The 12,044-nt window shown below is 71.8% G+C and carries 14 protein-coding genes; 8 read left to right on the top strand and 6 right to left on the bottom strand.

Translation table 11 applies throughout. The annotated features are described in order from the left end of the window. Positions 1 to 112 precede the first annotated feature (112 nt). Positions 113 to 784 (top strand): RibD family protein, encoded by a 672-nt coding sequence (locus AC156L_RS38090; RefSeq protein ID WP_330883012.1) that lies wholly within the window; start codon positions 113 to 115, stop codon positions 782 to 784. On the opposite strand, the gene AC156L_RS38095 is transcribed toward AC156L_RS38090, so the two are convergent. Both AC156L_RS38095 and AC156L_RS38100 read right to left on the bottom strand, forming a co-directional pair. Beyond that, entirely contained in the window at positions 766 to 1,161 is a 396-nt protein-coding gene (locus AC156L_RS38095) for a DoxX family protein (RefSeq protein ID WP_330883014.1), read from the bottom strand. The genes AC156L_RS38090 and AC156L_RS38095 overlap by 19 nt on opposite strands. Then, the gene (locus tag AC156L_RS38100) at positions 1,154 to 1,906 is read right to left on the bottom strand and encodes a CDP-alcohol phosphatidyltransferase family protein (protein WP_330883016.1); all 753 of its coding nucleotides are present in this window, start codon (positions 1,904 to 1,906) and stop codon (positions 1,154 to 1,156) included. Before AC156L_RS38100 ends, AC156L_RS38095 begins: the two co-directional genes overlap by 8 nt. Positions 1,907 to 1,950: 44 nt before the next feature. Between AC156L_RS38100 and AC156L_RS38105 the strand changes: the two genes are divergently transcribed. Beyond that, entirely contained in the window at positions 1,951 to 2,940 is a 990-nt protein-coding gene (locus AC156L_RS38105; protein ID WP_330883018.1) for a zinc-dependent alcohol dehydrogenase, read from the top strand. Then, the gene (locus AC156L_RS38110; protein ID WP_330883020.1) at positions 2,921 to 3,616 is read left to right on the top strand and encodes a creatininase family protein; all 696 of its coding nucleotides are present in this window, start codon (positions 2,921 to 2,923) and stop codon (positions 3,614 to 3,616) included. The genes AC156L_RS38105 and AC156L_RS38110 overlap by 20 nt, the downstream gene beginning before the upstream one ends. On the opposite strand, the gene AC156L_RS38115 is transcribed toward AC156L_RS38110, so the two are convergent. The 4 genes from AC156L_RS38115 to AC156L_RS38130 are packed head-to-tail and all read right to left on the bottom strand — an operon-like array spanning position 3,539 to position 6,679. Beyond that, positions 3,539 to 4,504 carry a lysylphosphatidylglycerol synthase transmembrane domain-containing protein gene (locus AC156L_RS38115; RefSeq protein WP_330883022.1) on the bottom strand — a complete coding sequence of 322 codons (966 nt, stop codon included), beginning with the start codon at positions 4,502 to 4,504 and terminating at the stop codon, positions 3,539 to 3,541. The genes AC156L_RS38110 and AC156L_RS38115 overlap by 78 nt on opposite strands. After that, complete coding sequence (locus tag AC156L_RS38120; protein ID WP_330883024.1) at positions 4,504 to 5,286, bottom strand: class I SAM-dependent methyltransferase; 783 nt, start codon at positions 5,284 to 5,286, stop codon at positions 4,504 to 4,506. The genes AC156L_RS38115 and AC156L_RS38120 overlap by 1 nt, the downstream gene beginning before the upstream one ends. Then, on the bottom strand, positions 5,283 to 6,278 hold the full coding sequence (locus AC156L_RS38125) for a glycosyltransferase family 4 protein (protein WP_330883036.1): 996 nt from the start codon (positions 6,276 to 6,278) through the stop codon (positions 5,283 to 5,285). The genes AC156L_RS38120 and AC156L_RS38125 overlap by 4 nt, the downstream gene beginning before the upstream one ends. Before the next feature lie 2 nt (positions 6,279 to 6,280). Next, entirely contained in the window at positions 6,281 to 6,679 is a 399-nt protein-coding gene (locus tag AC156L_RS38130; RefSeq protein WP_330883038.1) for a 6-pyruvoyl trahydropterin synthase family protein, read from the bottom strand. An 88-nt stretch (positions 6,680 to 6,767) separates the two neighbouring features. Between AC156L_RS38130 and ribA the strand changes: the two genes are divergently transcribed. The 5 genes from ribA to AC156L_RS38155 all read left to right on the top strand — a co-directional run bounded on the left by ribA (position 6,768) and on the right by AC156L_RS38155 (position 11,891). Continuing rightward, positions 6,768 to 7,415 (top strand): GTP cyclohydrolase II, encoded by a 648-nt coding sequence (ribA, locus tag AC156L_RS38135; protein WP_330883026.1) that lies wholly within the window; start codon positions 6,768 to 6,770, stop codon positions 7,413 to 7,415. Beyond that, positions 7,412 to 8,209, top strand: coding sequence for an inositol monophosphatase family protein (locus AC156L_RS38140; protein WP_330883028.1), 798 nt, complete (start codon positions 7,412 to 7,414; stop codon positions 8,207 to 8,209). The genes ribA and AC156L_RS38140 overlap by 4 nt, the downstream gene beginning before the upstream one ends. A gap of 399 nt (positions 8,210 to 8,608) precedes the next feature. After that, entirely contained in the window at positions 8,609 to 8,878 is a 270-nt protein-coding gene (locus tag AC156L_RS38145) for a hypothetical protein (RefSeq protein ID WP_330883030.1), read from the top strand. A gap of 28 nt (positions 8,879 to 8,906) precedes the next feature. Continuing rightward, entirely contained in the window at positions 8,907 to 9,482 is a 576-nt protein-coding gene (locus AC156L_RS38150) for a DUF6879 family protein (protein WP_330883032.1), read from the top strand. Positions 9,483 to 9,491: 9 nt separating this feature from the next. After that, entirely contained in the window at positions 9,492 to 11,891 is a 2,400-nt protein-coding gene (locus tag AC156L_RS38155) for an ATP-binding protein (protein WP_330883034.1), read from the top strand. Positions 11,892 to 12,044: the final 153 nt, after the last annotated feature.

A 12,044-nucleotide genomic window follows, 5' to 3' on the forward strand; every position in this document is an offset into this window, starting at 1 on the left:
CCGGTGGGGCAGCGGGCCGCTGTCGCGGCCGGGGCGCTGCAAGGGGTAACGCGGGCCACCGGCGGAAGGTTCAGCCGGTGGCGGAGACCGGTCGCCCGACTACGGTGGGACCGTGACCCGACCGCACGTCCTGCTCAGCGTCGCCGTCAGCGTCGACGGCCACATCGACGACCGGAGCGGCCACCGCTTCCCACTGTCCAATGCGGACGACTTCGACCACGTGGACCGGATCCGCGCCGAGTCGGGCGCGATCCTCGTGGGCGCGGGGACGTTGCGCGCCGACAACCCCCGCCTGCTGGTGAACAGCCCGCGGCGGCGGGCGGCGCGGGTCGCGAGCGGACAGTCGGAGTTCCCGTTGAAGGTCACCGTTTCCGAGTCCGGCGACCTGGCCCCGGAGTGGAACTTCTGGCACCACGGCGGCGCCAAGCTCGTGTACACCACCGGTTCGGGGGCGCTCCGGGCCTCGGCCGCGCTCGGCGACCTCGCGGAGGTCGTGGCGCTCGGTCCGGCGGTCGACTTCGGTGCCCTGCTCGACGACCTCGGCGACCGCGGGGTCGAGCGCCTCATGGTCGAGGGCGGCGAACGGGTCCACACCGCGTTCCTGGCCGCCGGTCTGGTCGACGAGATCCGCATGGCCGTCGCCCCGATGCTCATCGGGCAGGCCGACGCCCCGCGCTTCCTGGGCCCCGCCGAGTTCCCCGGCGGGCCCGCCCACCGGTTCCACCTGGAGGAGGTGGCCAAGCTCGGCGACGTCGCCGTGCTGCGCTACTTCCCCAAGCGCTGAGGCAGCAGCGCGAGGACCGTGTCGCGGCGGAACCAGGCCACGACCGCGCTCACCACCAGCAGCTCGGCGGGCAGGGTCGCGTCACCGCCGCTCACCAGGAACAGCTCGGTGGTGACGGCGCCGGCCATCACCCCGGCCAGGCCCAGCGCGGCGAGCCCGCACAGGCGCGGGACGAGCAGGCCGATCGCGCCCGCGACCTCCAGCACACCGGTGAGGTGGCGCAGCCACTGGCCGACACCGATCTCCTCGAACTTGCCGATCGTGCCCGGCCCGAACAGCAGGTACCCGCTGTAGACGAAGTAGGCGGCCAGCAGGGCCTGGACCACCCGCAGCACGACGTCGCCGACGCGCCGCGCCGTGTCGACCCGGCTAGACATGGACGTACCTCCGCACCGGCGCGACGGTCCCGGCCACGGTCACGACGCGGTGGCGGAACAGCCACGCGGTGTCCCGGCCGAACGACCACAGCAGCGTCGCCAGCGCGAACCCGACGAGGTGCTCGGAGAACGGCACGACACCGGACGCGGCGACCACCAGCAGGACGCCCTGGACCGCGGCCACGGTCTTGCGGGCGTAGCTGGCGGGCAGGTCGGCGCGCAGCCACGGGAACGCCCAGGAGGCGGCCACGAAGACGTAGCGCATCGCGCCGATCGCCAGCACCCACGGGCCGAACGAGAACGCCACGTGGACGCTCAGGACGAGGATGAGGAACGCGTCGACCTCCATGTCGAACCGCGCCCCCAGGGCGGAGGAGGTGCCCGTGCGGCGGGCGACCTGGCCGTCCACGCAGTCGAGGGCGAGCGCGACCGCGGTGAACGCCACCATCATCGCCGTCGGCACCCCCTCTCCCACGCGGTCGACCACGATCGCGGTCACGGACCCGACGAGGACGCCGCGGCCCAGGGTGACCCGGTCCGCCGGTCCCAGCGCGCCCCCGGTCCGCTGCAGCGCGTAACCCAGCAGGGACCAGGTCACGACCGCGTAGGAGATGCCGGCGAGCCAGCCCGGCGCACCGAGGCCGACCGTGCGCTCGACGAAGGCGAGCAGGATGATCTGCGCACCGGCCCACGCCGCGTGCTCGGGCACGGCGGACGCCGTCTTGCTGTGCTGAAGTGTGGTCATCGTGCCCCTTTGAAGTGGGCCCCGTTTTTGTCGGAGGTTCTTGGATGACACGCGTGGCGAGGGCACTTTGGTTCACCTCCAGCGGAAAAAGTGAGATCCGACCTGTCGAACTCGCCTCTCCCGGACCGGACGAGGTGCTCGTCCGCACCCTCTGCTCGGGGGTCAGCCGCGGCACGGAGACGCTCGTCCTGCGCGGCGGCGTTCCCGAGAACCAGCACGGGGTGATGCGCGCTCCCTTCCAGGACGGTGACTTCCCGTGGCCGGTGAAGTACGGGTACCTCAACGTCGGCGTGGTCGAAACCGGTCCGGCGGACCTGTTGGGCCGCACGGTGTTCTGCCTCTATCCACACCAGACGCACTACGTGGTGCCGGTCGCGGCGGTCACGCCCGTGCCGGACGCCGTGCCCGCGGGGCGGGCGGTGCTGGCCGGGACGGTGGAGACGGCGGTGAACGCGCTGTGGGACGCGGCTCCCCTGATCGGCGACCGGATCGCCGTCGTCGGCGGCGGAATGGTCGGGTGCGGCGTCGCCGGGGTGCTGGCGAGGTTCCCCGGTGTCCGGGTCCAGCTGGTGGACACCGATCCCACGCGCGCGGCCGTGGCCGAGGCGCTGGGCGTGGAGTTCGCGCTGCCGGGCGACGCGGCGGGCGACCTCGACCTGGTGGTGCACGCCAGCGCCACCGAGCAGGGCCTGGCGCGGTCGCTGGAACTGCTCGCGCCGGAGGGCCGCGTGGTGGAGCTGAGCTGGTACGGGGACCGCAGGATCAGCGTTCCGCTCGGCGAGTTCTTCCACTCCCGCAGGCTCACCGTGCGCAGCAGCCAGGTCGGCACCGTCGGCCGCCCCGACCGCACGTACGCGCAGCGGATGGCGCTGGCGCTGGACCTGCTGGCCGATCCGGCGTTCGACGCGCTCATCACCGGCGAGAGCCCGTTCGACGAACTGCCCGACGTGCTGCCGAAGCTTGCCGACGGCCGCGTTCCGGCGCTGTGCCACCGGATTGACTACCGTGCGGCCCATGCACCTGCTTCCGACTGACACCACCGCCGAGGTCCGGGACCGCGCCGCCACCGTGGCCGTCCTGCCCGTCGGCAGCCACGAGCAGCACGGCGCGCACCTGCCGCTGGCCACGGACACCGTCATCGCCTGCACGATCGCGCGGGCGGTCGCCGACGCGCACCGCGTGCAGCTGCTGCCGCCGTTGACGATCACGTGCTCGCAGGAGCACGCGGCGTGGCCCGGCACGGTCAGCATCTCGGCGCGCACGCTGTTCGCGGTGGTGACGGACGTCGCGGAGTCGCTGCGCCGGTCCGGCGTGCGGAACCTGGTGCTGGTCAACGGGCACGGCGGCAACTACGTGCTGTCGAACATCGTGCAGGAGGCCGAGCGCATGGCCCTGTTCCCCGGACTCGGGGACTGGGCGGCGGCTCGGGAGTCGGCGGGCGTCGAGACGTCCGCCGACAGCGACATGCACGCGGGCGAGCTGGAGACGTCGATCCTGCTGCACGCGCACCCGGACCTGGTGCGGCCCGGTTACGAGACGGGCGACCACCTCGCGGACGACCGGCGGCACATGCTGACGCTCGGTCTCGGGCCGTACACGGAGTCCGGTGTGGTCGGTCGCCCGTCGCTGGCGTCAGCCCGCAAGGGCGAGGCGCTGCTCGCGAGCCTGGCCCAGTCGTTCGGGCAGTACCTCGACCTGCTGGACGCGTGAGGCGCGACCGCGGAACAGCACCAGCACACCGGGCAGCGCCGCGACCATCGCCAGCACGCCGTAGACGACACCGGTCGTGAGCCCCTGCGCGGCTCCCAGGCCCGCGGCGCCGAACGCCACGGCCAGGAACGCCTCGCGGGGGCCGAAGCCGCCGACGTTGACCGGCAGCCCCATCACCAGCAGCGCCAACACGACCAGCGGCACGAGCTGGGTCGCGGAGGCCGTCGCCCCGGCCGCCCGCGCCGCGACGAGGAAGAGGCCCACGTGCCCGGCCAGGGTCGCCGCGGACAGCACCGCGACCCCCGGCAGGGTGCGCCGGGAGAGCAGGCCGACCCGCGCGTCCGCCCACGTGGTGGCCAGCGCGCCGCGCACCCTCGGCGACCGCGCGGCGAGCACCGCCACCACGGCGAGCCCGCCCAGCACCGCGACCGCCACCCCGGTGTTCGGCGCCAGGTCCACGGCGAGGACGGGCTGCGTGAGCAGCACCGCCACGCCGACGGAGATCAGCACCACCTGGCCCGCGAACCGCTCGAACACCACCGCCCGCACCCCGCGGCCGACGTCGCCGGACTGCTTGCCGTGGTTGACCGCGCGGTCGACGTCCCCGAGCACACCCGCGGGCAGCACGGAGTTGAGCAGCAGCCCGCGGTAGTAGTCCGAGACGGCCGTGCCGAGCGCGAGCGGCAGACCGAGGGCGCGGGCGATCACCACCCAGCGCCACGCGCTGAGCACCGTGGTCAGCAACCCGATGCCCAGCGCGGCGAGCACCGCCCAGCCGTCGACGGCGCGCAGCCCGTCCAGGAACGCGTCGGTGCCCAGCCGCACACCCAGTGCGACCAGGATCCCGACGGCCACGAGCAGGCGCAGCCACGGCCAGGCGCGGCGCATCAGGCGGCCCTCGGCAGGGCCAGCAGGTCGGTGTGGTGCACGACGGCGGTCAGGTCGCCGTCGAGCCGCCTGCGCAGGTACGCGGGGGCCTCGGCGGCGAGAGCGGGTTCGTGCTCGACGGCGGCGGAGACCCACCCCCGCAGCCACTCCCCCGTCAACGCGGCCTGGTCGGGCCCCAGGCGCCACGGGCTGGGCCGGGTGATCACCTCGGCCCCGACGCGCTCGAACGCCGCCACGGCGGCCGTCACGGCGTCCGGACCGAGCAGCCGACGACCGTCGACGACCCGCCGCTGGTGGGCGTTGAACGCGTCCTGGAACTCGACGTCCAGCGGCTCGGCCGGATCCAGCTCGACGCGGCCCGCCACGGACAGCGTGAACAGCACCGGAACCCCGGCGCACGCCCGCGCCAACCCGTCCACCTCCTCGGAGGTGAACAGGTCCAGCAGCGCCGAGGCCGTCACGAGGGACGTGCCGACGAGGTCCTCGCTCCGCAGCGCGGTGAGGTCTCCCTCCCGCGTCTGCACGGTCACGCCGGCGCCGGTCATGCTCGCACCGGCCAGTTCGAGCAGACGGGGGTCGAGGTCGTGCAGCACCCAGTGCTGCGGACCTCCCAGCCGTCCGGCGAGCCATCGCCCCATCGATCCCGTTCCACACCCTAGATCACGTACGACCAGGGGGGTCCGGTTCACAAGGATCTTGCGGAGGGGGTCGAGCAGGTCCACCGCGCGGGCCTCGGCGTCAGCTCTTTCGCGCAGTGCCAGCCATTCGGGAGCGAAGCTCATCCGCGCACCCTAACCAGCACCTCGGCCATCGACCCGGCGGCTTCGGCCCACCCCGTGAGCTGGTCCCTCCGCCTCCGCGCGGCCTCCCGGAGGGCGGCGCGGGCCCGTTCGTCGTCGAACCAGCGCCGGAGTTCCGCCGCGAGCGCGGCGACGTCACCGGGCGGCACGAGCACGCCGCCGCCACCCAGCGCGTCCGGCACCGAACTCGCCACGACCGGGATGCCGCGGGCCAGCGCCTCGGTGACGACCATGCCGTAGGTCTCGGCCCGCGACGCCAGCACGAACAGGTCGGCCGCCGCGTACGCGCGGTCGAGCGCCTCGCCGTGCAGCGGCCCGGTGAACCGCACCCGGTCGCCCAGCCCGTGCCGCGGAGCCGTCCCCGGCCCCACGCAGTCCAGCGTCCACGGCACGTCGACCACGGTCGCCAGCGCGTCGAGCAGCACGTCGTGGCCCTTGCGCGGCGTCACCGACGCCACGCACAGCACCCTCGACACGCCGTCGGTGCCGGGCGCGAGCGGCGCCGGGTCCACGCCCGGCACCACCGTGCGCACCCGGTCCGGGTCGAGCCCGTGGTGCTCGACCAGCCGCCGCGACGCCCACGGGCTGGTGCCCACGACCGCGGCGGCGGCCCGCAGCACCTCCCGCTCGGCGGCGTCCAGCGCCGCCGCCACGTCGGGTGCGAGCCCGGTCTCGTCGGCCAGCGGCAGGTGCACCAGCACCACCAGCCGCAGCCGCCCGGCGTGCGGCACGACGACGTCCGGCACACCGCACGCCACCAGGCCGTCGAGCAGCACGACCCCGCCGTCGGGCACCGCCGCGAGCGAGCGCGCCAGCGCCGTCGTGTCGCCGGAACCCGGCCACGCGCCGCCCACGGCGGTCTCCCGCACGTCGACGCCCAGCGCGACCAGCTCCCGGCACACCCGCCGGTCGTAGGAGTTTCCGCCGCTCGGGACCGACGGGTCGTCGACCCCTCCCGGCAGCACGACGTGCACGGTCACAGCGCGCGCTGGTAGCTCGCCCACGCGACGTGCGACTCGTGCAGTGTGACCTCGATCGCAGCCAGACCCCGCGCGCCCTCGCCGAGCGCGCCCGCGTGGACGCGGTCCGCCAGCTGGTCGGCGATGTGCTTGGCGAGGAACTCGGTCGAGGTGTTCACCCCGGCGAAAGCGGGTACTTCGTCCAGGTTCCGGTAGTTGAGTTCGGCGAGGACGGTCTTGAGCTCCTGTGTGGCCAGTCCGATGTCGACCACGATGTTGTCCGCGTCGAGATCGGTCCGGTTGAACCGCGCGTCCACCACGAACGTTGCCCCGTGCAGACGTTGTGCCGGACCGAAGACCTCGCCGCGGAAGCTGTGCGCGACCATCACGTGGTCGCGGACGGTGATGCTGAACAGGGTGACCTCCACCAGGTGAGCGGGTTACGGTGCAACTCCCGGCCGAGCGTAATGACGCTGGGCCGGTCTCGGGCGATGAGGGGATCGGATGTACGAGGAAGCCATCAGCCACGAGGACGTCGCCGAGTCGGATCTGGTGACCCGCCGCGGCACCTTCCGCGCCGTCGCGTTCCGCGCGGACGGACACGAGCACATGGCGCTGGTCCACGGGAAGACCAGCATGAGGGACAACGTGCTCATCCGCGTTCACTCCGAGTGCATGACCGGTGACATCTTCGGCGCCATGCGCTGCGAGTGCGGCGAGCAGCTCGACGCCGCCCTCAACCGGATAGTCGCGGAGGGCAGCGGGATCCTCATCTACCTCCGCGGCCACGAGGGCCGGGGGATCGGGTTGGTCGAGAAGGTCCGCACCCACGTCCTCCAGGACGAGCAGGGTCTGGACACCCTCGACTCCGCGACCTCGCTTGGACTGCCGGTGGACGTCCGCGACTACGGTCCCGCCGTCAGGATCCTCAAGCACCTGCGCGTCAACTCCGTCCGCCTCATGTCCAACAACCCGGACAAGATCGAGGCCCTGGAGTCCAACGGCATCACCGTCGCGGCCCGCGAACCGCTGCTCATGCGCCCCAACGACCACAACATCGGCTACCTGACCGCCAAGCGCGACCGCCTCGGCCACGACCTCCCGCAGGTCGACGCCTTCACCACCGACCTCCCCCGCGCGGTCGACCGTTGAGCCACCACGACCTGCTGCCGATCGCCCGCGAAGCGGTCGCGATCGGCGGCAGGATCGCCACCAGCCGCGCCGTGGGCACCGTCACGACCAAGTCGGAACGCGACCTCGTCACCGACGTCGACCTGGCCGTCGAGGACGCCGTCCGCACCTTCCTGCTGACCGAGGCCCCGCACGTGGGCGTCCTCGGCGAGGAGCACGGCCACACCGGCCCCGCGGACCTCTGGTGGGCCCTGGACCCGATCGACGGCACCACCAACTTCGCCCGCGGCATCCCCCTGTGCGCCGTCTCCCTGGGCCTGGTCGCCGACCGCACCCCCGTGCTCGGCGCGATCACCCTCCCGTTCCTCGGCGTCGACTACCACGCCTCCCTGGGCCACGGCGCCTACTCGGGTGCCGAACGCATCCAGGCCTCCCCGGTGGACGCCCTGTCCGACGCCGTGATCTCCATCGGCGACTTCGCGGTGGGCGACGACGCGGCCCCCAAGAACGCCGTGCGCCTGGCCCTCCTGTCCCGCCTGGGTTCCCGAGCACAGCGCATCCGCATGATCGGCACCGCCGCGATCGACCTGGCGTGGGTGGCGGAGGGCAAGCTGGACGCCACCGTGAACCTCTCCAACATGCCGTGGGACACGCTCGCGGGCGCACTCCTGGTGCGCGAGGCGGGAGGCGTGGTGGTCGACCTGGACGACACCACCCACGACGCCGACTCCACCGTCACGATCGCCGTGTGCGCGGGCTTGCGCGAGGCGGTCGTGACCACCCTCCGCCAGTCCTACGAGGACACCCGGTCCTGACCCGGTGCGGTCGCCCACGACCTCACCGCCGCACGACCGCACCTCCCCGACGCACGTCATTCCCGGCGGCGCGGCCACCACGGGGAAGGCACCCGCGAAATGCGGACGGGGTTGGTTTTTCTCATTCATCATCGCTAAATGACTTAGCTCGCCCGATCGGGGGTATCAAGTCAGCCAATCGCGTCACAATGCGACACCAATCAAGGCAATTGTCCACCCATTAGGGGAGGCCTTGCCCACATACCGGTGGACTACCACCAGATTAGCGAAAAATCCGCACTAGTGCGCCAGATTACGGGATAGACCTCACTAACATCTACCCCGGAGTTGCTGGACCGCCCGCCGTCGACGAGTCCAGCCAGCTTTCCGGGACGGTTGTCGAAGTGCGAGGGGGATCTCATGGGCGGTGTCTGGGAAGCCAACCCCGTGGCCCAATTCGCCAAGAGGCTCGGAATGTCGGCCGCGCAGCTGGGCATCACGAACGACGACCCGTCGTGCCCGGACGTCTGGGAGTTGTCCAACGGGGACGTCGCCGTCATAGGCCGCGACCTCACCACGGCCTACTGCTCTCGGCTCCCCGAGGACGTGCACATCGGAGCCGACGAGAGGCTGGTCGTGATCCCCGGTGTCATGCTCCGCGCGGCGAAGGCGGACATCCCCGATGAATGAGAGAGCCGTCGTCCTTTCCGGAACCAGGTTGACCGCGAACGAGTACCTCGCCGACTTCCGCGAGAACTTCTGGCACGACAACAGAGGGCTCAACTGGAAGTTGGAACGCCGCCAGGAGTTCGTCGAATCCTCCAACGAGAGCTGGGAAGCGTCCCGTCGCAATGACTGGAAGCGATCCATCGACCTGCTGGAGAAGGGCCGCTCGACCGTCGCCGACTACGAGCGCAGGATCAGCGAACGCGGTATGGAGGTCCGCCGCGTGAGGGTGGTGGAACAGCCGATCAGTTCGTACCTGCTCTGGGAGCTGACCTCTCTCCACATCCGACAGGAGGTGGGCGGGAAGATCCGCGTCGTCGACCGCGACGCGGTCCAGGCGTACGAGGCGGGCGGTGTCGCGGTGCCCGAACTCTTCCTGCTCGGCGTGGAGATCGCCTACCAGGTGCTCTACGACGAGCACGGTGTCCTGGAGGGAGCGGTGAAGTGCGTGGACGACGACGAAATCCGCTTCTGGGGCGGATTCGTCGCGGACCTGTACGACCGGGGTGAGGAACTCCGCGACTTCTTCGACCGGGAAGTGGCTCGCAGGTTGCCGACCGCGAGCTGACACCGGGGCATGGACGACCACGAGGCACGTGGTGAAGGCGAATCGCACAACGAACTGAGCGGCTTCGCCGACGAGGTGGTGCAGGCTCGCAGCATCAACGGGGGCGTGCACTTCCACCGCGCGGTCCGCCGCCCGCCCAGCCCCGTACCGCGCCAGTTGCCCGCGGACGTCCGCGAGTTCGTCAACCGCTCCGAGGGCCTCAGGTTCCTGACGCTGATGGCGAGGGAGGCGGTCAACAGGGTCGTGGTGTGCGTCATCGTCGGCACGGCGGGCGTCGGCAAGACATCCCTCGCCGTGCGGTGGGCCCACCAGGTGGCCACCGACTTCCCGGACGGCCAGCTCTACGTGAACCTCCGCGGGTACGACGCGGGTCCACCCATCAGCCCGGACGAAGCACTGGACAGGTTCCTGCGCGCGCTCGGCGTGCCGGGGAACCTCGTGCCCGCGGACCTCGATGCCCGATCGGCTCAGTTCCGGTCGTTGCTGGCCGGTCAGAGGATCCTGATGCTCTTGGACAACGCGGCCACACCCGCGCAGATCCGGCCGCTCCTGCCCGGAACGGCCGGGTGCCTGGTGCTGGTCACCAGCCGCAGCAAGCTCTCCGGCCTGATCTCCCGCGAAGGAGCGCACCGGCTGCGGTTGGAGATCCTGCCCGTCGAGGACTCCGTCGCGCTGCTGCGCGGCCTGGTGGCCGAGCACCGACCCCGGGACAGCGACGACGGCCTGGCCGAGCTGGCGAGGCTCTGCGCTCGTCTGCCGCTGGCGCTGCGCATCGCGGCCGAACGCGCGATCAGCAGACCCCGAACCCCGCTGGGTGACCTGATCGGTGAACTGCGCGACGAATCGAGCCTGTGGGACGCGCTCGGGTCGGACGACGATTCGGAAGCGGTGCGGACGGTGTTCGCGTGGTCCTACCGAGCGCTGTCGAAGGAGGCGGGCAGGCTCTTCCGCCTGCTCGGGCTCTACCCCGGAGACGACTTCGGCCCGTCCGCGGTCGCCGCGCTGCTCGACGAACCCGTGCCCACCGCTCGGCGCCTCCTCGACGACCTGGCCGGAGCACACCTCCTGGAGTCCACGGCGCCGGACCGGTACGAGTTCCACGAACTGCTCCGGTTCTACGCACACGACCAGGCACAGGCCGAAGAACCTCCCGACTCGACGTCCGCGGCGCTCGAACGCCTGGCGGTCTGGTACCTCCACGCGGCGTTCAACGCCGTGCTCGCCCTGGTTCCCGAAGCACGTGACCGCAGCTTGCCCGTCCCACCACCGCGCACGGCGGTCCCCGCGTTCACCAGCCACGAGGGCGCGTTCGGCTGGTACGAGTTCGAACGCCGGAACCTGACCGCGCTGGTCCGCCACCTCGGTCAGCACGAGGGCGACGTCGTGGCTCGGCTCCTGGCGGACGTCCTGCGCGAGGTCTACGCGCGCTACAACCACTTCGACGACTGGATCGCCACCGGCACGATCGGACTGGAGGCCGCTCGCAGGCTGGGTGACCGCAAGGGCGAGGCCGACGCGCTGGAAAGCCTGGGCAAGGCGCACGCGCAGCACGCGGACCGGCGGAGGGGAGTCGAACTTCAGACCTCCGCGCTGGCGATCAGGCAGGAGATCGGTGATCGCCGCGGTGAGGTCGCGTCGACCAACGCACTGGGTCTGGTCCACCTGCGCGACCACGAACCAGCCGACGCGCTGTCGCGCTTCCTCCAGACCAAGGAGATCGCGACCGAACTGGCCGACGCCTACTGGACCGCGGTCTCGTCCAACAACATCGCCAACGCCCTCATCGAACTGGAGCGGCCGGAGGACGCGGTGCCCCTGCTCACCGAAGCCCTCTCCGGGTACCGCGGCCTGGCGATCGCGGGTGGCGAGGGCGACGCGCTGCGCGGCCTGAGCCACGCCCACCGCCTCCTCGGCGACGCACGACGGGCGCGCGAGCACATCGAGGAAGCACTGACCATCGCCCGCGACCGCAGGAACCCCGCTTGGGAGGCGTTCTGGTCGCTGGAGGCGGGAAGGGTGGCGGTCTCCCTCGGAACCCCGGCCAACGCACTCGTCCTCTACCAGCGCGCCGCGTCGCTCCAACGACAGCTGAACGACGCCATCCGCGAGGCCGCCGTCCTCGACGCCACCGGCGAGGCCTACCACGCCCTGGACCGACCGGAGGACGCGGCCGACTTCCACCAGTACGCGGTGGAGGTGTTCCGCGGGTTCGACGAGAAGTGGCGCTTGGCGGTCGCCTTGCGGAACCTGTCGATCGCACTGTTGGCCAAAGACGGTCCACAGGCGGCGGCGGACCACTTGCGAGAGGCCGCGACCCTGTTCGAGGCGTTCGACGACCCGGCCGCACGACGACACCGCGCCGAGGTCGAATCGCTGCGGACGACCCCACCGGCGCCCACCCAGTCCTGAATGGTCACCCCGCGGTGGCGGACGTTCCAACGGCACTCGGCGAATTCCGAACCCGAGTAGCTGTTCTTGGCACGTGCCGCCGGTCTCAGTGGTTCGCCCCCTCGGTCAACGCCGCGAGGGTGGCGTGGAACGCGCACCCATCTCCAGCAGCAG

It is taken from the genome of Umezawaea sp. (assembly GCF_057122925.1).

Excerpts from the sequence above, each read along its gene's own strand:
- AC156L_RS38100 (WP_330883016.1), bottom strand. The coding sequence starts at position 1,906 with ATGACCACACTTCAGCACAGCAAGACGGCGTCCGCCGTGCCCGAGCAC.
- AC156L_RS38155 (WP_330883034.1), top strand. The coding sequence starts at position 9,492 with ATGGACGACCACGAGGCACGTGGTGAAGGCGAATCGCACAACGAACTG.
- AC156L_RS38115 (WP_330883022.1), bottom strand. The coding sequence starts at position 4,504 with ATGCGCCGCGCCTGGCCGTGGCTGCGCCTGCTCGTGGCCGTCGGGATC.
- AC156L_RS38095 (WP_330883014.1), bottom strand. The coding sequence starts at position 1,161 with ATGTCTAGCCGGGTCGACACGGCGCGGCGCGTCGGCGACGTCGTGCTG.
- ribA (WP_330883026.1), top strand. The coding sequence starts at position 6,768 with ATGTACGAGGAAGCCATCAGCCACGAGGACGTCGCCGAGTCGGATCTG.
- AC156L_RS38110 (WP_330883020.1), top strand. The coding sequence starts at position 2,921 with ATGCACCTGCTTCCGACTGACACCACCGCCGAGGTCCGGGACCGCGCC.
- AC156L_RS38145 (WP_330883030.1), top strand. The coding sequence starts at position 8,609 with ATGGGCGGTGTCTGGGAAGCCAACCCCGTGGCCCAATTCGCCAAGAGG.
- AC156L_RS38105 (WP_330883018.1), top strand. The coding sequence starts at position 1,951 with ATGACACGCGTGGCGAGGGCACTTTGGTTCACCTCCAGCGGAAAAAGT.
- AC156L_RS38120 (WP_330883024.1), bottom strand. The coding sequence starts at position 5,286 with ATGAGCTTCGCTCCCGAATGGCTGGCACTGCGCGAAAGAGCTGACGCC.